Annotated in this window: 15 protein-coding genes; 2 read left to right on the top strand and 13 right to left on the bottom strand. The window is 77.0% G+C overall.

Translation table 11 applies throughout. From position 1 onward, the window contains the following. Window positions 1-99 precede the first annotated feature (99 nt). The 13 genes from GXP71_RS05690 to GXP71_RS05630 all read right to left on the bottom strand — a co-directional run bounded on the left by GXP71_RS05690 (window position 100) and on the right by GXP71_RS05630 (window position 18211). A complete protein-coding gene (locus GXP71_RS05690) occupies window positions 100-990 on the bottom strand; it encodes a universal stress protein (protein WP_162351869.1) in 891 nt (296 codons plus the stop codon). Then, on the bottom strand, window positions 987-2453 hold the full coding sequence (locus GXP71_RS05685; protein ID WP_162351868.1) for an APC family permease: 1467 nt from the start codon (window positions 2451-2453) through the stop codon (window positions 987-989). The genes GXP71_RS05690 and GXP71_RS05685 overlap by 4 nt, the downstream gene beginning before the upstream one ends. Window positions 2454-2566: 113 nt before the next feature. Further along, a complete protein-coding gene (locus GXP71_RS05680; protein WP_162351867.1) occupies window positions 2567-3241 on the bottom strand; it encodes an ABC transporter ATP-binding protein in 675 nt (224 codons plus the stop codon). After that, complete coding sequence (locus GXP71_RS05675) at window positions 3238-4194, bottom strand: ABC transporter ATP-binding protein (RefSeq protein WP_162351866.1); 957 nt, start codon at window positions 4192-4194, stop codon at window positions 3238-3240. The genes GXP71_RS05680 and GXP71_RS05675 overlap by 4 nt, the downstream gene beginning before the upstream one ends. Beyond that, window positions 4191-6950, bottom strand: a complete 2760-nt coding sequence (locus tag GXP71_RS05670) for an FtsX-like permease family protein (RefSeq protein ID WP_162351865.1) — start codon at window positions 6948-6950, stop codon at window positions 4191-4193. Before GXP71_RS05670 ends, GXP71_RS05675 begins: the two co-directional genes overlap by 4 nt. Then, window positions 6947-9961: a hypothetical protein gene (locus GXP71_RS05665; protein ID WP_162351864.1), complete on the bottom strand. Its 3015-nt coding sequence runs from the start codon at window positions 9959-9961 to the stop codon at window positions 6947-6949. Before GXP71_RS05665 ends, GXP71_RS05670 begins: the two co-directional genes overlap by 4 nt. Window positions 9962-10033: 72 nt before the next feature. Continuing rightward, window positions 10034-10429, bottom strand: coding sequence for an MmcQ/YjbR family DNA-binding protein (locus tag GXP71_RS05660; protein WP_162351863.1), 396 nt, complete (start codon window positions 10427-10429; stop codon window positions 10034-10036). A 12-nt stretch (window positions 10430-10441) separates the two neighbouring features. Next, window positions 10442-10828, bottom strand: coding sequence for an iron chaperone (locus GXP71_RS05655; RefSeq protein WP_162351862.1), 387 nt, complete (start codon window positions 10826-10828; stop codon window positions 10442-10444). Between the two features lie 62 nt (window positions 10829-10890). Beyond that, on the bottom strand, window positions 10891-11778 hold the full coding sequence (locus GXP71_RS05650) for a methyl-accepting chemotaxis protein (RefSeq protein WP_162351861.1): 888 nt from the start codon (window positions 11776-11778) through the stop codon (window positions 10891-10893). 8 nt (window positions 11779-11786) lie between these two features. Further along, the gene (locus GXP71_RS05645) at window positions 11787-12320 is read right to left on the bottom strand and encodes a PAS domain-containing protein (protein WP_238402644.1); all 534 of its coding nucleotides are present in this window, start codon (window positions 12318-12320) and stop codon (window positions 11787-11789) included. 233 nt (window positions 12321-12553) lie between these two features. Beyond that, window positions 12554-15931, bottom strand: coding sequence for an ATP-binding protein (locus tag GXP71_RS05640; protein ID WP_162351859.1), 3378 nt, complete (start codon window positions 15929-15931; stop codon window positions 12554-12556). Further along, window positions 15928-16545 carry a DUF4194 domain-containing protein gene (locus GXP71_RS05635; RefSeq protein ID WP_202924376.1) on the bottom strand — a complete coding sequence of 206 codons (618 nt, stop codon included), beginning with the start codon at window positions 16543-16545 and terminating at the stop codon, window positions 15928-15930. The genes GXP71_RS05640 and GXP71_RS05635 overlap by 4 nt, the downstream gene beginning before the upstream one ends. A 166-nt stretch (window positions 16546-16711) precedes the next feature. Then, on the bottom strand, window positions 16712-18211 hold the full coding sequence (locus GXP71_RS05630) for a DUF3375 domain-containing protein (RefSeq protein ID WP_162351858.1): 1500 nt from the start codon (window positions 18209-18211) through the stop codon (window positions 16712-16714). 175 nt (window positions 18212-18386) lie between these two features. On the opposite strand from GXP71_RS05630, the gene GXP71_RS05625 reads away from it, so the two are divergent. Next, a complete protein-coding gene (locus GXP71_RS05625) occupies window positions 18387-19886 on the top strand; it encodes a cellulose binding domain-containing protein (protein ID WP_162351857.1) in 1500 nt (499 codons plus the stop codon). Between the two features lie 141 nt (window positions 19887-20027). Further along, on the top strand, window positions 20028-21554 hold the full coding sequence (locus GXP71_RS05620) for a hypothetical protein (RefSeq protein ID WP_162350966.1): 1527 nt from the start codon (window positions 20028-20030) through the stop codon (window positions 21552-21554). The last annotated feature ends 132 nt before the right edge of the window (window positions 21555-21686 follow it).

Raw genomic sequence — 21686 nt, 5'->3', positions numbered from 1 at the left:
TTTCTCCCGCGTCGGCGTGGGCGCGCACCATCGGACGATGGGACTAGTACCCCGCTGCGGCCGGTGCGCGGCGGCGCGACGAGACCACGCCGGGCCGGCTCAGGCGGGCTGCGTCGTGCCGCGCGGGACGACCAGGACGGGCACGGGCGAGTGCCGGACGAGCTTGGTCGCGCGCGTGCCCAGGAACACCGCGCGCAGGGCGCCCGCGCTCGACGACCCGACGATGAGCAGCTCGTTCGGCTGCCAGTCGAGGCGGTCCATCGCGTCGGCCCAGCTCGTCCCGACGGGCGCGACGGTCTCGACGTCGGGCCCCAGCGCGAGTGCGCGCTGCGCGTCGAGCATCTGGTCGCGCCACTGCGCGGACACCTCGGCCTCGACGTCGAACCCGACCTCGGGCGGGAACATCGTCGGCGTCCGGACGCCGAACGACGCGACCCGCAGGCCCACGTCGATCGAGCGCGTGAGGGCGGCCGCCCAGCGCACGGACTCCTCCCCCGCGGCCCCCGGACCGAACGCGGCCGTCAACCGGTGCACGGGCACGTCGAGCGGTCCCGCACCCGGCACGGCGGCGGCCCGGTAGCCGCGCGGGGCGAGCGCGACGGGCACGCGCGACGAGTGCAGCAGGTAGTCCGCGGTGGACCCGACGACGACGTGACCGAGCCCGCCGTCGGGCGACGAGCCGAGGACGAGCGCGGTCGCGTCGGCCTCGACGGCGACCTGCACGAGGGCGCGGGCGACGGACCGGGCGAGCACGGTGACGAACTCGACCTGCATCCCGGCGGCGCGCTCGGCCGCCCAGGCGCGTGCCGCGTCCTGGGCGCGCGCGAGGCGGTCCTCGTCCGCACGGGCGTCGTCGCGCGGCGGGACGACGGTCGCGACGACGAGGACGAACACGCCCGAGCGCTCGGGCAGGGTGCGCGCGAGGTTCGCACCGAGCTCGAGCGCGCCGCGCGCGTCCCCGAACGGCTGGGCGCCGACGACGATGGTCATCGGACCTTCCCGTCCTCGAGGGGCAGGCCGGCCTCGACGGCACGGTTGAGCAGCGAGTGGTGCCGGCCCCACAGCAGGTAGAACGTGAGCGCGACGGCCAGCCACAGCAGGAACCACGCATACGTGAACCACTGCAGGCCGGACAGGATGTAGAGGCACGCGAGGATCGCGAGGACCGGGGTCACGGGATAGCCGGGGACGCGGAAGCCGCGCGGCAGGTCGGGGCGCGAGCGCCGCAGGACGATCACGCCGACGGACACGACGATGAACGCGACGAGCGTGCCGATCGACACGAGGTCCCACAGGTTCGACAGCGGCACGAACCCGGCGAGCAGCGCGACGACGCACGCGACGATGACGGTGTTGGTCACCGGGGTGTGCGTGCGCGGGTTGACGCGGGCGAACGCGCGCGGGAGCAGGCCGTCGCGGCCGATCGCGAAGAGGATGCGCGTCTGCCCGTAGAGCGTGACGAGCGTGACGGAGAAGATCGACACGACCGCGCCGGCCGACAGCACCGTGCCCGGCCACGTCGAGCCGGTGACGTCCTGGAGCAGCCGGGCGAGGCCCGCCTCCGCCTGCTCGGGGTCCGAGAACGCCTGCCACGGCTGCGCGCCGAGGGCGGAGATCGCGACGAGCAGGTAGATCGTGGTGACGATCGCGAGGGCGCCGAGGATCGCGCGCGGCATCGAGCGCTGCGGGTCGCGCACCTCGTCGCCCGCGGTGGACACCGCGTCGAGGCCGATGAACGTGAAGAAGATCGTGCCCGCCGCCATCGTGATGCCCGTGACGCCGTGCGGTGCGAAGTCGGCGAAGTGGTCGGCGTCGAACGCGGTGAACGCGACGACGACGAACAGGCCGAGGACGGCGAGCTTGACGACGACCATGATCGCGTTGACGCGCGCGGACTCGCTCGCGCCGCGGACCAGCAGGAGCGCGCACAGCGCGACGAGCACGATCGCGGGCAGGTTGACCACGCCGGGGTCGGTGTCGAACGGTCCGGCGGACAGCACCGCGGGCACGGTGACCCCGAACAGGTTGTCGAGCAGCTGGTTGAGGTAGCCGCTCCAGCCGACCGACACGGCCGCGGTGGACACCCCGTACTCGAGCAGCAGGCACGCCGCGACGCCGACCGCGACGACCTCGCCGAGCGTCGCGTACGCGTAGGAGTAGGTGGACCCCGAGACCGGCACCGCGGACGCCATCTCCGCGTACGACAGCGCCGACAGCCCCGCCGCGATCCCCGCGAGGACGAACGACACCACCACGGCGGGACCGGCGTCGGGCACGGCCTCGTGCATGACGAAGAAGACGCCGGTGCCGACCGTGGCACCGACGCCGAACATCATGAGCCCGAACGTGCCGATGGACCGTCGCAGGCCCTCGGACGACTCGCGCGTGGCGCGGGTGACCGGCCTGCGCCGCCACAGCTGGGCCCGCAGCGCGTGCTGCTGGGTCGTCGTCATGCGCATCTCCCCCGGTCCGAGGGCTGCCACGCTACGGAGCACGGACCCGTGCGGCAACGGGTGCCGACCTCGCCGGGCGGCGGGCAGGGGCGCGGATGGGGCGCCGGCCGTCGTCAGGCCGTCGCGTCGCGGAGCGTGCCCGAGTGCAGCTCGACCAGCCGGTCCGCGCGCTCGGCCATGAGCGGGTCGTGCGTCGTGACGACCGCCGCGACCCCGTGCCCGTGCACGAGGTCGACGAGCAGGTCCATGACGACCGCGGCCGTGCCGCTGTCGAGCTGCCCGGTCGGCTCGTCGGCCAGGAGCACCGCGGGACGGTGCACGAGCGCGCGGGCGATCGCGACGCGCTGCTGCTGGCCGCCGGACAGCTCGGCGGGCCGCTGGGCGGCGTGCCGTTCGAGCCCGACCGCGGCGAGCGCCTCGGCCACGCGACGGTCGCGCTCGGCGGGGTCCGTGCGCAGGATCCGCAGCGGGACCTCGACGTTCTCGGCAGCGGACAGGACCGGGATCAGCCCGAACGCCTGGAAGACGTACGCGATGCGCGTGCGGCGCAGCTCGAGCACCTGCTCGGGGTCGAGCGCGGTGAGGTCGGCGCCGTCGACGACGACCCGGCCGGCGCTGGGCTTCTCGAGGCCGCCCAGGACGTGCAGCAGGGACGTCTTGCCCGACCCGGAGCGCCCGCGGACCACGACCAGCTCGCCCGGCGCGGCGTGCACGTCGACGTCGCGCAGCGCGTGCACGACCGCGTCGCCCGTGCCGTACGTGCGGGTCAGGCCGATGCCGCGGATCATCGCGGTCCCTCCTCGTCGCGCGTGTGGTCGCCTGTCCTGTCGCCGGCGGCATCGTCGGGTACGGCGTCGTCGGGCGTCCCCGGCACGTGGTCGTGGCGCGAGACCCGCACGTGGTCCGCCTCGAGGCCGAGGCGCACGCGGTCGCGCAGGTCGAGCCGCTCGACGACCTCGCGCGGCAGCTGCAGGCGTCCGACCTTGTCGAGCACCGCGAACTCCTCGGCGTGCAGCCGCTCGACGCCGTCCTCGCCGCGCTCGGTGCGGCGCAGCACCTCCGTCGACGTGCGGCCGTCGCGGATCTGCACCGTGCGGTGCACGTGCTCGGACACCGTCGGGTCGTGCGTGACGATGAGCGTCGTCACGCCGAGCTCGGCGTTGACGTGGCGCATCGCGTCGAGCACGTCGGCCGACGTGGCCTCGTCGAGCTCGCCCGTCGGCTCGTCGGCCAGCAGCACGCGCGGCGACGCGGCGACCGCGGTCGCGATCGCGACGCGCTGCTGCTGGCCGCCCGACATCTGGGCGGGCAGCCGGTCGCGGCAGTCCGCGACGCCCATGACGTCCAGCAGCTCGGCGGCGCGCGCCGCCCGCCCGCCGGTGCCCGCGACGACGAGCGGGACCGCGACGTTCTCCGCCGCCGTGAGGTACGGCAGGAGGTTGCGCGACGTCTGCTGCCACACGAACCCGACGACGTCCCGCTGGTAGCGCCGGCGCTGCCGGGCGTCCATCGACACGAGGTTCGTGCCCGCGACGACGGCCGTGCCGGCGGTCGGCCGGTCGAGGCCCGACAGGATCGTGAGCAGCGTCGACTTGCCGGAGCCGGACGCCCCCACGACGGCGACGAGCTCGCCTGCGTCGACGCGCAGGTTGAGCCCCTGCAGCGCCTGCACCTCGACGCCCTCGGTGACGAAGATCCGCACGAGGTCCTCGCAGAGGATCTCGGGGGTGGTGGTCGTCATGCTTCCCCTTCCCGCAGGACGGTGACGGCGGACGTGCGGCGCGCGCCGACGACGGCGGCGAGCACCGCGCCCCCGACGAGCAGCGCGTAGGTCGCGGCGAGCGCGAGGAGCCCGGTCGGGCCGGGCGTGGGTGGCGGCGGTGTCGCACCGCCCGTGAGGACCGAGACGTCGGTCGTCCCGAGCATCACGGGCGCGAGCAGCGCGCCCGACGCGAGCCCCGCGACGACCGCGACGAGCGCCCACGGCAGGACCTCCCACCGCACGAGCGCACGCGCGTCGCGGGTCGGCACGCCGAGCGTCGTGAGCAGCGCGAGCAGGCGGCCGCGCGACCGGGAGCCGAGCGTGACGCCGAGCCCGAGCGCGAGCGCGCTCAGCGCGAGCGACGCGGCGGTGGCCACGGCGGTCGCGGTGCGGACACCGCCGACGAGCGCACCACCCGTGACGCGCTCGAGCGCGGCAGCGCGGGTCGCCGTGGCCGGCCGCCCCCCGGTGGCGTCCGCGACGACGTCGGCGACGTCCGCCGCGACCACCGCGGGGTCGGCACCGGGGGCGGTCCGCACGAGCAGCCGCTCGACGACGGGCCGCAGGCCCAGCCGCTGCGCGCCCGCCTCGTCGACCAGGACCGCCGACGGGCCCGTGACGCCGGGCACGGTCGGCCGCGTCGTGAGGACCGTGACCGGGACGCCCGCCGACGACCCGCCCGCGTCGAGCGCGGGCTCGTCGTCCAGGTCGACCTCGACGTCGCCGACGAGCACGACGGCGACGGCGTCGTCCGCGCTGCCCGGGGCACCCGGGTCGACGGGCAACGGGTCCACGCCGGGCAGGCCGTCCTGCACGTCGCGCAGCGCCGCGAGGTCCACGACGTGCACCGCGAGCGCGTCGCCGGCGCGGCCTGCGCGCAGGACGACCTCGCCCCCGTCGGCGACGGCGGCGACCGCCGCGACCCCGGGCGTGCGACGCACCGCGTCGACGGTGCCCGCCGTGGCACCGTCCGCCTGCACCGCGACGTCGGCCCCGACCGCGGCGGCCGCGGCCCGGCGCGCGCCGCCGTCCATGGTCCCGAGCACGACGAGCGACGCCGTCGTGACGGCGACGCCGAGCGCGACCGCGGCGACCGGTGCGAGCCCCGCGGCAGGGGACCGCGAGGCGCCCGCCGCACCGACGAACCCGGCGAGCCCACGCCGCCGCGCGAGCACGCGTGCGAGCGCCGCGAGCGGCCCGGGCAGGACGCGCAGCACGACCACGCAGACGGCCAGCGCGAGCAGCACCGGCAGCGCGAGCAGCACGGGGTCGACACCCTGGGTGTCCCCCGCGAGACCGCGCTGCCGGACGGCGACGACCGCGAGGACCGCGAGACCGACGACGACGGCCTCGGCGACCCACCGGGCGGTGCGCGCCGCGCCCGCGGCGACGGGCCGGGCGCCCGACAGCGCCGCCCGCGTCGCCCGCACGCGCGCACCGGCCACACCGAGCAGCGCGGCGGGCGCGAGACCCGTGGCGAGCGGGACGGCGAGGTCGGTCGGCGTGGTCGGGCCCGGGGTGAGGGCGACGGCGACGAGCACGCCGGCGACGGCCGCGGGCACGCCGAGCACGAGGCCCTGCCCCGCGCCCAGACCGCCGACCAGGACGGTCGACGCGCCCCGGGCGCGCAGCAGGACGAGTGCGGCCCGTCGTCGCTCGACGCCCAGCGCCACCGCGAGCCACAGCACACCGAGGGCGACGCCCGCGGGTCCGGCGGCGAGCACGCCGAGCACCGTGACGACGAGCCGCTGCCGGGGCTCGAGCGCCTGCAGCGCGGCGTCGAGCTCGGTGTCGGTCGCGGTCGCGGTGCGGAACGCGCGCAGGTCGGTCAGGAGCGCGGCACGGTCGGTCGTCGCGACGGAACCGGTCTCGAGCGGGAACCAGGTCGTCGAGGAGAGCGGCCCGGATACCGCGAGGACGGGCAGCGCGCCGGGGTCGGCGTAGGGGAACACCGTGACGAGCGTGCCGGCATCCGGGTCCTCGACGACCTGCGGCGCGAACGTCGAGTCGAGGTGCGCCCAGGTCGGGTCGGCGGCGTCCGCGGCCTCGAACGTCCCGACGAGCACCGCCGTGACACCGGTGCCGCCCTGCAGCGTGCGCAGCTCGCCGACCTGCCAGCTGATGCGCTCGGCGGACGCGACCGAGAGCGCGACCTCGAGCGGGGCGTCCGGACCGGTGCCGGTGCGCGGCGGCGCTCCCGGGGCGAGCGGGTCGACGTCGGCGGGTGCGGGCAGGCGGCCGTCGGCCACGGTCACGAGGTCGGGCAGCCGCTCGTCGACGCGGACGCCGACCGTGAGCTCGGCGATGCCGACGTCGCGCGGCCCGCGGTCGGCCACCCAGCGGTCCGTGGACAGCACGACGCGGGCCTCGCCGAGCAGCGGGCGCAGCGCGGGGCCCGCGGACGCGACCGTCGCGGCCAGCGCGTCCCGCTGCGCGGCGAGGTCGTCGAGCGCGTCGGCCGAGCCGCCGCCGGTGTCGACGAGCCACGACGACGCGCGCGTCGGGTCGACCCGCGTCGCGACGAGCCGGCCGACGCCGTCGGCCTGGTCGGTCCCCACGACGCGGTCGACGGTGCGCGGCCAGGCCGCGAGGACGCACGCGGCGACGAACGTCGCGAGGACGACGAGCACCGCGGTCGTGGGGTCGGTGCGCAGCTGGCGGGCCGCGAGCCGTGCGCTCGACAGTGCGGGCCGCCCGCCGCGGCGGTCCGCGCGTGCGGACGTGGCGGTGGTCATCGGGCGTCCTCCCGCACGGTCGCGGTGACGGCGTGCCGGCGGACGCGCGCGCCGTCACCGAGCGCGACGAGCGCGCAGCCGAGCGCGGCGGCGCCGACGAGGGCGGCGAGGACGCCGGGCTGCACGGCCGGCGCGACGACGAGCGCAGCGGGCCCGGTCGCGACGACCCGCACGAGTGCGGGCCCGAGCGCGACGCCGAGCAGCAGGCCGCCGAGCGCGCCCACGACGACGGCGAGCCCCAGGACGGTCCCGGTCTCCGCGCGCCGGCCGCGCCCCTGCGTGCGGGGTGCGACACCGAGCGCGTGCAGGACCCCGACCTCGGCGCGGCGCGCGCGACCGAGCGCGAGCACCGCCGCGGCGACACCCGGGAGCGCGACCGCGAGCGCGCACGCGGCCGCGACGACGAGCGCGGCACCGGCGCTGCGTGTGAGGGGGTCGTCGGCGGGCGCGGCGGCGGTGGTGACGGTGGCGCGCAGCGCGCGGTCGGCGACGGCGGAACGGACGGCGTCGGCGGTCGCGCTCGGGTCGCCGGCCGGGTACCAGACCTCGGTCGGCGTGGGCGGCACGGGTGCGGTGGCGAGCAGGGCGTTCCCCGCGGCGCGCAGGTCGGCGAGCGCGGCGCGTCCCGGGGCACCGGGGACGACCGGCTGCACGGAGGCCACCACCGCGTCGACCGGGTGGTCGTCCACGCGGACGGTGAGCGGGGAGCCGGGCGCGAGGCCGTCGGCCGCCGCCCAGTCCGCGGAGACGACGAGCGGCAGGGGCGCGGCGGCGCCGGGCAGCACGCGCACGACCGCCACGGCGGCGCCCGTGCTGGGGAGCGTCACGGTGGGGCCGTCCGCGGTCACGACGAGCGGATCCTGGCCGGGCACGGCGACGGCCCACGGTCCCGCACCGAGCAGGTCGACGGGTCCGTCCGGGCCGTCGGCCACGACCTCCGTGACCACGACCTGCCGGGCCGACCCGCCGGTGGCGAGCTCGACGCCCTGCACCGTCCAGGCTCCCGGGCCGGGCGGCACGGCGGACCAGCGGCCGGCCGCACCGCTCGCGGTGGCGGCCCGCAGGACGCCGTCCGGGCCGGCCCACCACAGGCGCGCGGCCGTCGCGGCACCGTCGACGTCCGCGGTGACGCGTACGGCCGTCGAACCCGCGGGGACGGGCCACCCGGCGGCAGGTGCGAGGTCGGCGAGCGCGCCGCGCAGGCCGGGGACGCCGTCGGTGCGGACGGCCGCGGCGTCGTCGGTCGGCAGCGCGAGCAGCGTGCCCACCCGCGACGCCGATCCGGCGGTCGCGCGCAGCACGGGGACGCCGTCGGCGCCGGGCAGCGCGGCGAGGCCGGCGGTCGGCGGCGTCGCGTCCACCGCGGGCGGCGGCACGTCGGTCAGGACGAGGCGCACGTCGGCACCGGTGGCCGCGGCCGCCGCCGTGCGCCGTTGCGCGTCGGTCGTCCCGACGTGCACCGCGGCCAGCGCACCGGTCGCCGTCGCGAGCGTCAGGAGGACGACGGGCACCGAGTAGACGGCGGCACGCCGTGCGACCTGGCGCGCCGCGAGCGGGACCACGAGGCCCGACCGTGGGCCGACCAGGCGCGCGACGGCCCCGGTCACCCACGGCAGCAGCGCCGCCGCGAGCAGCGCCACGGCGAGGACGCCCAGCGGGACGGCGCCGACGGCCGCGGGTTCGGCAGTGGCCGTCGGCGCGCCCGCGGCGCCGTCGGCCACGCGTGCCGCTGCGCCCGACGAGCGGACCAGGCGCCACGTCGCGAGCCCTGCCGCGAGCACGACCAGGACGACGCCGCCGGTCGCGACCGTCCGGGACCGACGGCCGGCGGGGTCGCTGCGGTCACCGGCGCGCGCGGCGGCGCCGCGGGCGCCGAGCGTGAGGGTCACGAGGCCCGCGACGACGACCCCGAGCGCGGCGGCGACCACCACGGCAGGCTCGGTGCCGCGGCCGACCAGGGCGGCGGCGACCAGGGCGCCGCCGAGCGCGGGCGGGACGCACACGACGACCGCCTCGACGGCCGCGGCGGCCGTGAGCTGGCCGACGGTCGTGCCGCGCGAGCGCAGCACGGTCGTCTCGGTCGCGCGCACCGCCCCGAGCAGACGCGCGACCTGGGCGAGCGCGACGACGGCGACCACGGCGACGAGCGCGAGGGCCGCCCCGGTGACGGCGGAGGCCGCGGTCAGGGCCGCGTCGGTGCGGCGCAACGTGTCCACGAGAGCGCCGGTCGTCGACAGGCCCCCGGACTGGACCGACGTCTGCGCGTCCGCGACGAACCGGTCGAGCCCGTCGGCGACGGGCGTGAGGTCGCCGGGGCCGACACGGTCGAGCGCGGGGACGACGGTCCAGCGGACGAGGTCGATGCCGGGGACCGCGGCGAGGACCCGCTCGTCGACGACCGCCGGGCCCAGCGCGTCACCCACCCAGCGCGGGTCCGACGGGTCGTCGGGGCGCCAGGTGGCGACGACGCGCAGCACGCGCGTCGCTCCCCCGTCCGCCGTCACGACGAGCGCGTCGCCGACGTGCGCGCCGAGCGCGTCGGCGGCCCCCGCGTGCAGCGCCGTCGGGTCGGGGTCGTCGACCGTGCCCGCCGTGCCGCCGGCACCCGCGGGCCACGCACCGTCGACGACGTGGGCGACGTCCGCGAGGTCCGGCTCGGTCGCGAGCACGAGCGTGCGGTCGGAGCCGTCGGGTGCGGTGACGGCGAGCGACAGCGAGCGCAGCGTCCGGGACACGTGCACCGGCCGGTCGCCGAGCGCGTCGCGCAGCGCGTCGTCGGCGGCGGCACGCTGGCCGTCCGGGTCGTCGGCGTCGCGCCGGGTCGACACCTGGAGCGCACCGTCGGGGCCGGCCGCGTCGAGCGCGTCACGCGCGCCGTCGCGTGCCCCGCCGAGCGTCGCGGCGAGCGTCCCGGCGACCGTGGCGGCGACGACCGCGACGAGGAGGGCGACGAGAGCGAGGAGCCCGACCTGCGCGCGCGCACGGCGCAGCAGCAGGCGGCTGGTTCTCACGCGGGGTCCTCCGGGGGTCGGTCGCGCGATCCTCTCACGCGCTGGACGAGCGCCCAGCAGCACCCGCCGGTGTCAGCCGGGGGCCACCTCCGGGTGGGCGTCGAGCCAGGCCCGCGCGGTCCGCTTGGGCACGAGCGACAGCCACCCGTCGGTCACGACCTCTGCGGCCTCGTCCGCGTCGAGCCGCTCGAGGCGCGCGAGCACCGCGGGATACCCGTGGAAGTGCGGTGTCGTGAACCAGACCTCGGGCGCCGACGCCAGCAGCGCGTCCTTCGCGTCCAGGTCGGGCGTGCGGACGCACACGATCTCACCCGGCCACGCGTCGGGGCCGAGCGCCTCGTGGTCCGAGCGTCGCAGCGGTCGCTCCCACACGAGCCCGCGCCCGTGCGCGGTCCAGCGGCGCGGGGTGGGCTCGGCGGTGTCGGGCAGCGCGGTGACCGCGGCCTCGATCTCCTCCCACGTCGCCACCGGGCCGCTCCGTCAGCGTCCGCGGGCCGCGAGCCGGGCGTCGACCGCCGCCACGCGTCCCTGGACGACGCGCTCGAGGGTCGCGCGGGACAGCGGGGCGGCGGCGGTGAAGTGCAGCGTCGCGCCCGACCAGCGGCCCTCGGTGACCTCGTCGGCGAGCGCGCGTGCCAGCGGCGGGTCCTGCACGTGCAGGCTCAGGTGGTTCCGGGACTGCGAGAGGCTGACGAGCGCCTTCCCGCGGTAGGTGACGCACGGCACCTGGTAGGAGATCACCTGGCCCGCGTCGGGCACGAGCTCCAGGAGCACGTCGCGCACCTGCCGCAGCGCGCGGGCGTCGTCGGGCGGCAGCGCGTCCAGGTACTCCTCGACGCTCGACGCGGGTGCGTCACCACGGGCCATGCGCCCACGGTAGGGGCGCGACCACGGGACGGGCCAGGGGGCGGACGTGCACCGGCCGTGCGTCAGCCCGCGAAGCGGCCGACGTCGGCGCGCAGGGTCTCCGCCATCCGGGCCAGTCCGCCCGCGTCGTGCCCCGCGGCCTCGGCGACGCCCGCTGCGGCGTCGTCGATCTCCGCGATCAGCCCGGCGACCCGCCCGATCGACGCGTCGACGTCCCGCGACGCCTGCTGCGCCTCCTCGACCTGCTCCGCGATCTCGGCCGACGACGCGGCGACGCGGTCGGACAGCGACTTGACCTCGTCGGCGACGACCCCGAACGCGCGTCCCCGGTCGCCGGCCCGTGCGGCCTCGATCGTCGCGTTGAGCGCGAGCAGGCGGGTCTTGGCGGACACGTCCTGGATCAGCGTGACGGCGGCGCCGATCGTCGACGACGCCTCGCGCAGCCGGGCCACGAGCGCGACGGTCGACTCGAGCTCGTCGACGCCCTGCCGGACGGCGTGCCGCAGCGCGTGCGCGGACGCACCGAGCTCGGTGGACGCGGCGGCGACGTGCTGCGACACCTCGACGGCCTGCGCGCCCATGTCCTGGCGCACCTCCTCCTCGCGGTGCGCGGCCTCGTCGGCGTCGCGCATGACGTCGCGCGCGGAGTTGATCCGCCGGGCGCCGTCGCGGTACGCGCCCGGCATGCCGCGCTCGATGAGCGTGCGGTGGAAACGGCCCTCGGCCGACGCGGTGAGCGCTGCGCCGGACTCGCGGACGAACGCGTCGACCACGTCGAGCAGCCCGTTGAGCCGGTCGCCCAGCTCGGCGAGCGTCGGGTCGGTCTGCTCCGGCACGCGGGCCTCGAGGTCGCCTGACGACGCGCGCCGCAGCGTCTCGACGAGCGGGGCGAGCACGGCCGGGTCGACGGCCGGCGCGGTCGGTGCGGGCGGCGCGGCGGAGGCCCTCACGGGCCGCCTCATCGCGTGCCGCCGTGGCTGTTGATGATGTCCCACACCCAGGCGTCGTACGTGGTCCCGTCGCCCGCGAGGAGGTCGGCGAGCACGGCCGACGACGCGTCGACCGCGGCGTTGCCCGTGGCGTGCCGGCTCTCCTCCGCCAGCAGGACGGCGTACAGCTCCTCGGCGGCGCGCACCGCGGAGGGGTCGGGCAGCCGCCGGTTCGAGTGGTAGCCGACGGTCGCGCCGGTCTCGTCGGTCGACGGCGTGACGTGCGCGAGCACCCAGTAGTACGCGCCGTCCGCGGCGAGGTTCTTCACGTACGCGAAGATCTCCTGCCCCTGCTTCACGGTGTCCCAGAGCGTGCGGAAGATCGCGCGCGGCATGTCCGGGTGCCGGATGAGCGAGTGCGGCCGCCCGAGCAGCTCGTCGCGCCGGTAGCCGGACACGCGCACGAACACGTCGTTCGCGTACGTGATCCGCCCCTGCGGGTCGGTCTTCGAGACGATGATCTCCTCGCGGCCGAACGTCCGTTCCTCGGACGTCGGGACCACGCCTGTCGCTTGTCGCACGTCGCTCCCGGGGCTGTCGCCTGCGCCGCGTCCGCACGCGACGGACCGACGCTCCCGGCTGCGCGGGCCGCGGTGAAGCGCCCGCGTGCGGCGAACGGGTGACGCGTCCGGCCGCCGCCGTCCGCCGTCGCCCCCGCGTGGGACCTCCGTCCCGGCCGCCGGGCGAAGCGCGTGTGACGCCGGGCACGTCGTGACGGTGCCCGGCGTCGCGCGCGTCAGGGGGTCGTCGTGCCGTCCGGGACGCCGACGACCGGCTTGGTGCGCGACCGCCCCGACGCGTCCTTGAGGACGACGTAGGCGAGGTCGACGTGCGGCTCGAGCGCGCTGAACTTGTCGTTGGGCGCGCCGATGACGAGCTGGAAGCCGAGCCCGCGCCACGCACCGATCGCGCGCCCGGTGAACCGGGCGTCGGCCTTGATGAGCGCCTCGTCGAGGAACACGGGCGCGTAGCGGGGGCGTTCGGCGCCCGCGTCGCCGAGCTGGTAGCGCAGCGCCGCGCCGACGATGAACGCGACGAGCTCCTGCGACTCACCGCCGGACTTCTCGCCGATGTGGTCGTACAGCGCGACGTGCCGGCCCTCGAGGTCGACCTTCTCGGCCGACAGCCGCACGTGCCGTCGCACGTCGACGAGGTCGGCGAAGTCGGGCGCGGTGCGGCGGATCCGGTCGACGACCTTCGCCATCCGCACGTACCGGCGCTCGCGCTCCGCGTCGGTCGCGTCGGTCGCGAGGACCTCGCGCAGGTCGCGCAGCTCCTTGCGGAACCGGGCGACGACGGTCGACTGCGTGTCGCGCGCGTCGATCCGCAGCCGGTGGTCGTCGTCGGCGAACGGCAGGTCGGCGAGGATGTCGTTGACCGGCCGGATGCGCTCCTTGATCTCCCGGACCGACCGCGCGAGCGCGCTGTGCAGGTCGGCGAGGTCGTTGCCGGACAGCCGCAGGAGGCTGCGGCGCCACTCGGCCTCGAGCTCGTGCAGCCCGCTGGTCTCGAGGTCGACGAGCACGCGCACGAAGTCCGCGTACGACGCGTCGGGGTCGGTGCCGAGGTTCGGGTCGGGCCAGCGCTCGACGAACGTCTCGAACGTGCGGCGCAGCGCGTCGCGGGCGGCACCGATGCGCTGCTGCGCGGCCTGCCGGTCGGCGAGCAGCAGGGCGTTGGCACGGGCGAGCACGTCGTCGAGCGCCCGCAGCGCGTCGACCGCGTCGGGCGCGGGCGCGGGCGCCTCGGGCCCGCCGTCGAGCAGCCCTTCGACGTACGCGCGCTGCGCAGCGCCGACCGTCGTGCCGGACGCGGTCGCCTCGTCGAGAGCCCGCTGCGCGGCGTCGACCTCGTCGGTCGTCGTCGACCACTGCTCGCCGAGCGCCTGCGCGTCCGCCTTGGTGCGGCCGAGCAGCTCGGTGAGCGCCGTGATGGTCGTGTCGAGCTCGTCGGCGCGGCGCTGCAGGTCGGCGATCTGGGGGTTCCCCGCGGTGACCTCGTCGACGACCTGCGCCCACCGGGCGCGCGTCGACTCGACCGCGGCGACGTCGACCTGCTCCCACGTCACGGCGACGACCTGCTCGTACGCGCGCCGTCGCGCGTCGCCGTCGTCGAGGTGCGCCTCCGCCTCCACGACGCGCGCGGCGGCCAGGTCGAGCCGCTGCTGCGCGCGCGCGATCTGCTGGTCGAGGAACGCGAGGCGCCGCGTGTTGGTGAAGCCGAGCACGTTCGCGTGCCCCTGCCCGCCGTGCGCGCCACGCGTGCCCTGCGACACCTGTCCGGTCCGCGTCAGTGCCTTGGCGTGCTGCGCGAGCTCGCCGGGGGTGTCGACGCACACGTAGTCGAAGCGCTGCGCGAGCTCGCTGCGCAGCCACGCGGTGAACGGGCCCGCACGGAAGTCGAGCCGCCCGGGCAGCGTGCGCGAGTCGAGCGCGACGTCGTCGGGGCCGCCGGTCGGGACGCCCTGGAACTGGATGCGACGGGCCGTCGGCACGGTGTCGATCGCCGCGCGGAACGCCCGCAGGTGCGCCGCGTCGATCAGCAGGACGGTCGCGAAGCCGCCGAGGGCGAGGTTGAACGCGTCGCGCCACGGCTCGTGCTCGGTGCGCACCTCGACGAGCTCCGCGACGAACGGCAGGTCGTCCGGCGTCAGGCCGGCCGCCTGGGCCAGCGCGGCGCGCGCGGCGTGCAGGTCGCGCGGCACGTTGTCCCGGCGCCGCTCGACGTCGCGCCGCTCGGCCTGGAGGTCGGCCAGGTCGGCGGCGGCCTCCTTGCGCTCCGAGCGCGCGTCGGCGAGCTCGTCGAACGACCGGCGTCGTGCGCCCCCGTCCGCGAGCGCGGTGTGCGCCCGGGCGACGAGGTCGGCGAGCTGGGCCTCGCTCGTGACGGTCTCGCCCGGCAGGGCGGCGCGCAGCAGGTCGTCGAGCCGCGTGCGGGCGCGGGCGACCTCCTGCGCACGGGCCTCGGTCGCGGCGAGCTCACGCTGCGCGTGCGCGAGGCGGTCGCCGCCCGACGACCACAGCGTCTCCTTGACACCGTCGAGCTCCGAGCGGGCCGCGGCGATGCGGGCCTGCGTCTCGGCGACGTGGTCGCGCGCGCGGTGCTGACGACGCTGCAGGTCCGCCTCGGCGTCGCGCAGCAGGTCGAGGCGGCGCTCGTGCTTCCAGAGCGCGGCGGGCGACGCGGGCTCGTCGAACGTGCCGATCTCGTCGATGACGCGCAGCCGGTCGGCGGCCTCGTCGATCTCGGCGCGCAGCGTCCGGATCGGCTCGAGCGCCTTGACCTGCTGGCGCGCGGTGACCATCTGGTCGCGCGTGCCGGACAGCTTGTCGAACTGCTCGACGACGGCGTCGGCCGTCGCGTACGTGTCGGGCTCCTCGAGCACCATCGCCTTGTAGAGCGCGTCGACGGTCGTGATCTGCTGCCCGGCCTGGATGCGTCCGAGCAGCGCGACGGCCTTGGCCCCGTCGCCGGACGCGCCGATGCCGAGCGTCGCGTGCAGGCGTGCGGTGAGGTCGCGGTCGGTGTCGAAGACCGTGAGGCCGGCCTCGGTGAGCGCGGGACGGGCGAACCGGTGCGCCGCGGCGGCCTCGAGCGCGCGCAGGTCGAACGACCCGTCGCGCGTCGCGCGGACCGCGACGACCTCCTCGAGCGTCCGGGCCGCCGACGGCACGTACCAGGCACGCACGGCCGTGAGCTCGGTACCGCCCTGGTCGGTCCACGTCATCGCGATCGCCGACCACGTGTCGCGCCCGTCGCCGCGCAGCACCCGCTGCCGCGTGCTGCCCTCGTCGGTGCGCGACTCGTCGAGCTTGCCGCGCGCGTAGGACAGGATGTTCCGCTGGTCCTTGCCGCGCGGCCGCCCCACGACGCCGCCGTTCGACGCGCCGTTGAACGGCGTCGTGTGCGGCATGAGCAGCGCGATGTACGCGTCCATGAGCGTCGACTTGCCCGACCCCGAGCCGCCCGACAGCAGCGTCGCGGTGGACGCGAGCCGCACGCGGTGGTGGCCGTCGTAGCCGCCCCAGTTCACGAGCTGCAGGTCGCGCGCGACCCACTGCTGCCCCGTCGACGCCTCGGGGATCAGTCCGAACAGCGTGTCGACCATCGTCATCGGACGTCCTCCTCGCTCGCGCCGCCGCGGACCTGGGCAGCGAGCCACGCGCGCAGCTCGGTGAGCCGCTCGTTGCTCAGCACGACCTCGACGAGCGGCGTCACGCGGAACCGCCCCTCCGACTCCTCCTCGATCAGCCCCTCCTTCGCGAGCCGCGCGACCGCCGCGCGGATCTCGCGCTGGTGGCTCGCGACGTTCGTGTCGTCGGGGTCGAAGTACGTGAGCGCGGTCTGCTCGATCTCCTCGACGTCGACGCGCACCGACGTCTCCCCCGCGCCGCGCTCGCGCTGGAACACCGTGCGCAGGTGCACGAGGACGAGGGTCTCGGCGCGCGAGTACGCGTCGTCGCGGAGCAGCACCGGGACGTCGAGCTCGGCCGACCGGACCTGCCGCTTGTACGCGATGCCGCGGTCGTGGTCGACGACGAGGTGCACGAACAGGTCGTGCAGCCGCGACTCGATGACCTGCTGGTTCTCGAGCAGCGTGCGCCACTGCGCGCGGTTGCGGTCGGCCACGAGGAACCGGCGCTGCAGCAGGCGCACCAGCACGCGGCGGACGTCGGCGCCGAGCGTGCCGGAGTCGCCCGCGAACAGCTCCGCGGGGTCCTCCTCCATCGGCACGGGCGCGATGAAACCGCCGCGCTCGTCGGGCGTCCCGTCGTCGTCGGCGTCGACGTCGTCGAGCGCGTCCGGCAGGTCCGTGGCGTCGGGCGCGTCGGCCGCGTCCGGCTGGTCGACGGCGCCGTCCTGCGCGTCGGCGTCGGTCGCGACGGTCGGGGCGTCAGTCATCGGTGTCGTCCTTCGTGCGGATCGTGACGCCGCCGAACGCGAGGCGTCGGCGGGCGCCGTCGGGCCGGACCGCGTCGACGAGCGCGACGCGGTCGGTCTCGGTCATGCCGTGGGCGTGCGCGAGCTCGAGCAGACCGAGGAGGTCCACGGGCCGGCGCAGGGCGTCCGGGGCGGCGTCGAACACCGCGGCGACGTCCACACCGCCGGTCGCACGGTCCGCGTCCGCCGTGCGGGCGTCGGTCGCGAAGGCCGCGAGGTGCGCGTCGAGCTCGGCGTAGTGCGGCCCGCCCCACGCGAGGGCGTCGCCGCTCGCGACGTCGCCGTCGTCGTCCCAGTCCGTCAGCGGCGCGGGCGGCTCCGGGGGCTGGAGCGCGCCGGTCGTCTGCCGCAGGTGCTCGACGTCGGCGACCGGGAGTCGGCGCAGCGGGTCGACCGGCTGGAAGCGCCGCGCGTCGGGCATCCACGCCTGCAGGCCCGTCATGACGTCGCGCAGGAGCGCGTCGACCTGCCGGTCGCGCAGCGGGTCGTGGTGGCGGACCTGCGACGTGATGACGGACGACGCCTCGCGCTGGGCGGCGAACACCTGGTCGAGCCCCTGCTCGATGCGCCGCACGACCTCGCGCAGCTCGGTGCGCTGCTGCGGTCCGAGGCGGCGGGAGAACCGGTGCCGCAGCACGACGTCGAGCTGCGCGGCGAGCTCGTCGAGCCGCTGCGGGTCGCCGATGAGCCGCAGCGCCCCGGCGAACGCGCGGCCCTCCGCGGTCGACTCCATGACCTGCTCGCCGCGTGCGAGGTACTCGCGCAGCACGTCGCCCGTGGGGCGCTCGTCCTGCCGGAGCGCGGCGACGACGTCGCGCTGCATCGCCTTGATCGACTCCGCGACGCGCGCGAAGTCCGCGGGGAGCTCGCGCACGAGGTGCAGGACGTTCTCGGCCTCCTCGAGCAGCTCCTCGTCGTCGACCGTCTCGACCGTGCCCGTGCGCTGGACACGGTCGAGCTCGGCCTGCAGGCGGCCGATCTCGGCGTCCAGCCGGGCCATCCGCACGAGCACGTCGGGGTCCGCGTCCTGCGCGAGCCGCTCGACCGCGTCGAGCAGCGTCCGCACCCGGGACTGCGACACGCGTGCCCGGGTGCCGCCCGCACGTCCCGCGACCTCGAGCGCACCGACGGCGTGCGCCGACAACCGGTAGACCTCGACGTCGTCGTCGAGCACCTGGCGGACCAGCCAGCCCGCCTCGGCCCACTGCCGGCACAGCTCGCGCGCACCGCCGCTCGGCAGGGTGTCGCCGTGGCCCGCTGCCCGCAGCTGGTCGAGGGCGTCGCCGATCTCGGTGTGCGCGTCGGCGACGGCGACCGTCGGGCGCTCGGCGGTGAACGTCACGGAGAGCAGCGCGACGACGAGCGGGGCGTGCCGCTTGTGCAGCAGGTCCAGCATCGGGTTCTGGAACGCCCGGACCGCACCCAGGTACGCGCCTTCGACACGAGAGATCATCGCCGCACAGCGTAGGTGGCGCAGGCGCCCCGCCCGGACCACGGTCCCCCGCGTGCCGCGGCCGGCGCGCGGATCGTCGAATCGCTTCACCGGGTGTCGCGCGGCGTCCCGCGCTCGGTAGGCAGGGGGCGCCGCCGCCCACCCGGGCCGGTACCCGTCGACGAAGGGAACCCGCGTGCGACCGTTGCGCACCGCCCTGACGCTCACCGCGATCGCGACCGTCGTCGCGCTGGCACCCGGCGCCGCCGCCGCGCCCGCCGACGACGGCCTCGGCGCCACCGTGCACACCGCGGGGCGCGTCGTCGCCGCCGGCAGCACCTGGCAGCACGCGTGGCCGGGCGTCTACTTCGAGGGACGGTTCCGCGGCACGGGCGTGGGCGTCGTGCTCGACGACGCGTACGGCGACTACGACGTCGCCGTCGACGGTCGCACCGTCGCGACGCTCGTCACCCCGGGCTCGACGACGTACCGGGTGACCGGCCTGAGCGCGGGCGACCACACGGTGCGCGTCGTCAAGCGCAGCGAGGTCCCGTGGGCCACCAGCACGTTCGGCGGGTTCGTGCCCGTCGACGGCTCGCAGGTCCTGTCCGCGCCGCCCGCGCGCGACCTGCAGCTCGAGCTCGTCGGCGACTCGTACACCGCCGGGTACGGCAGCACGTCGGCGAGCCGCGAGTGCACGGGCGACGAGGTCACGCGGACGACGAACGCCGACCTGTCCTTCGGCGCGCTCACCGCCCGAGCGCTCGGCGCCGACTACCAGGTGAACGCGTTCTCGGGTCGCGGCATGGTGCGCAACTACGCGGGCGGCGAGCCCGGCACGAGCTACCGCACCTACGAGGACCGGGCCCTGCCGTTCGTCGACGCGCCCTGGGTCCGTCCGGCGTCCTGGCACCCCGACGCCGTCGTCGTCGGGCTGGGGATCAACGACTTCTCGACGCCCCTGAACGCGAACGAGGCGTGGCCGACGACGACCGCGCTGCGCGAGGCGTGGGTCGCGGCCTACCACGGCTACCTCGACACGCTCCGCGAGCGATACGGGCCGGACACGTACCTCGTCGTGAGCGCCACGGACGTCCACACGGGCACCGACCTGCCCGACCTGGCGCAGCGCGTGGTCGACGAGCGCCGCGCCGACGGCGACGACCGGGTGCGCTACTGGTACTACAGCGGCGCCGGCCTCGACTACGGCGGCTGCCACTGGCACCCGTCGGTGCACGACCACGAGGTCATCGCGGCGCAGCTCACCACCTTCCTGCGCGGGCTGGGGCTGGGCAACGGGCCCACGCCCAGCCCGACGCCGACCGTCACGCCCACGCCGACGACGACGCCCACCGTGACCCCCACGCCGTCCCCGTCACCGACCGTCACCCACACCATGCCCCCCGCGGGGTGCCGCGCGACCCTCACCGTCGGCGGCACCTGGCCCGGCGGCTACCAGGCGTCGGTCGAGGTCACCGCGATCACGCCGCTGACGCGCTGGACGACGAGCCGCGCGCTCCCGGCCGGCGGTGCGGTGACCCAGCTGTGGTCCGGTGTCGCCACGACGACGGACGGCGTGCTCGTCGTCCGCAACGCGGAGTGGAACGGCACCCTCGCGGCCGGCCGCTCGACGGTCTACGGGTTCCTCGGCACGGGCACCCCGCCGCCCGCCGGACCGGTCGGCTGCACCCCCTGAGCGGTCGGCGCCCGGCCGGTCGACCGCCCGGCCGGCGCGCGGCAGACGGGTGACGGTGTCGTCACGGTTCGGTCTCGGACGCCCGCGCAGGCGCGCGCGTGCGGCACGCTGCGGCTGCCGGCACGACGACCTGGAGGACGCATGACCGACGCGGGCGACCGTCGACGTGCCGACGACGCGCTGTGCTGGCTGTCCCACCCGTCGACGTGCCTCGCCGTCGTGGTGCTGCTCGTCAACGACCACGTGCTCAAGAGCGCGGTGGGCGGGTGGTGGACCGGCAAGCTGTCCGACGCCGCCGGGCTCCTCGTCGCGCCGCCGCTCGTCGCGGTCGTGCTGTCCGTCGCGGGGCGACGCCGACCGCCGGGCGCCGTGGCCGCCGTGGCCGTCGCCGTCGTCGCTGTCCTGTTCACCGTCGTGAAGGTCACGACGACCGGCGCCGCGGTCGCGTCCGCCGCGTGGTCGCTCGTCGACGCGCCCGGCGTCGTGCTGCGCGACCCGGGCGACCTGCTCGCGCTGCCGGTCCTCGTGGCCGCGTGGTGGGTCGGCGCCCGCGGCCCGACGCCTGGCGCCGCGCCGCGCGACCGCGCACCTGCCCGATGGCTGGTCGTCCTCCCCGTCGCCGTGCTCGCGACGGTCGCGACGTCCGCGCCCCCGCCGCCGGACGAGGTGCGGTCGGTCGACGTCGTGGACGACACGGTCGTCGTCCGTCTCGAGGACGGCAGCGGGCTCCGGTCGACCGACGGCACGGCGTGGAGCCGTGCGACCGACGACGAGGTGCGCGCGCTCGCGGACGCGGCGCTCCGGGGCACGCCCGAGGACGCCGCGTGCGTCCCGGCCCGACCGGACGAGTGCTACCGGCCGCTGCCGGGCGACGCGACGGGAGGGCGGCTCGGCGTCGAGCGCAGCACGGACGGGGGCCGCACCTGGGACGTCGACTGGTCGGTGCCCGACGAGGTCCTTCCCGCTCTCGCCGCGCGCTACGACGCCCCGGCGGGCACCGTGACCACCCGCCAGGTCGCGGTGCTCCCGACCCCGGACGGCTTCCGGGTGCTCGCCGCGAACGGCACGGACGGGCTGGCCCTGCGGCACGAGGACGGGTCGTGGGAGCGCCTCGGCCACCCGACGACCGGGGCGCCCGCACCCGTCGTGCCGGTCCCCACCCGCCCGGACACGCCGCGCGCGCCGCTGCCGCTGGGGCTGCTCGTCGGTGCCGCCGCGGCGATCACGGTGGTCGCCGCCGCGGGACGGCGAGCCGGGGCCGAGCTGGGCGCGGCACGCCGGGCGACCGGGGTGGCGCTGCTGGTCGCCGCCGGCGCCGTGCTGGCCGGTGCGCTCGCGCTCGACCTGTCGTGGCGGAGCCTGCCCGGGGCCGACGAGCTGGTGGTCGTGGGCCAGGTGGTCGCGCTCGTGACCGTGCTCGCCGTGGCGCTCGGGCTGCTCGGGGGTGCCGCGGGTGCGCTGCGCCGCGGCCCGGCCCTCGGGGTCGGCGTGCTCGTCGGGCTCGTCGTGACGATCGCCGTGCTCGTCGTCGGCTCGCCGTGGGTGTCCGCACTGATCGCGGTGGGCGCGACGACCGGGGGTGTGGTCCTGGTACGCCGGGCGGCCTCGCGACAGACGCCGTGGCCCGTCGAGCCGCTGCCGTGGGGCCCGCTGCCCGGGTCCTCCTGACCCGGGGTCAGCCCTCCGTCGGACCGGCGGACGCGTGCCGGAGCAGCCGCTCGACCAGCACCGGCCACGCCTGCGGGCGCTCGAGCAGCCCGGCACCGTCGCGCTCGGCACCGACGGTCGCGTCGAGCTCGG

Source organism: Cellulomonas sp. H30R-01, from assembly GCF_010119915.1.
Taxonomy (GTDB): domain Bacteria; phylum Actinomycetota; class Actinomycetes; order Actinomycetales; family Cellulomonadaceae; genus Cellulomonas; species Cellulomonas algicola.
Note: the sequence above shows the minus strand (reverse complement) of the source record. Positions and strands in the feature narration are given on the sequence as shown.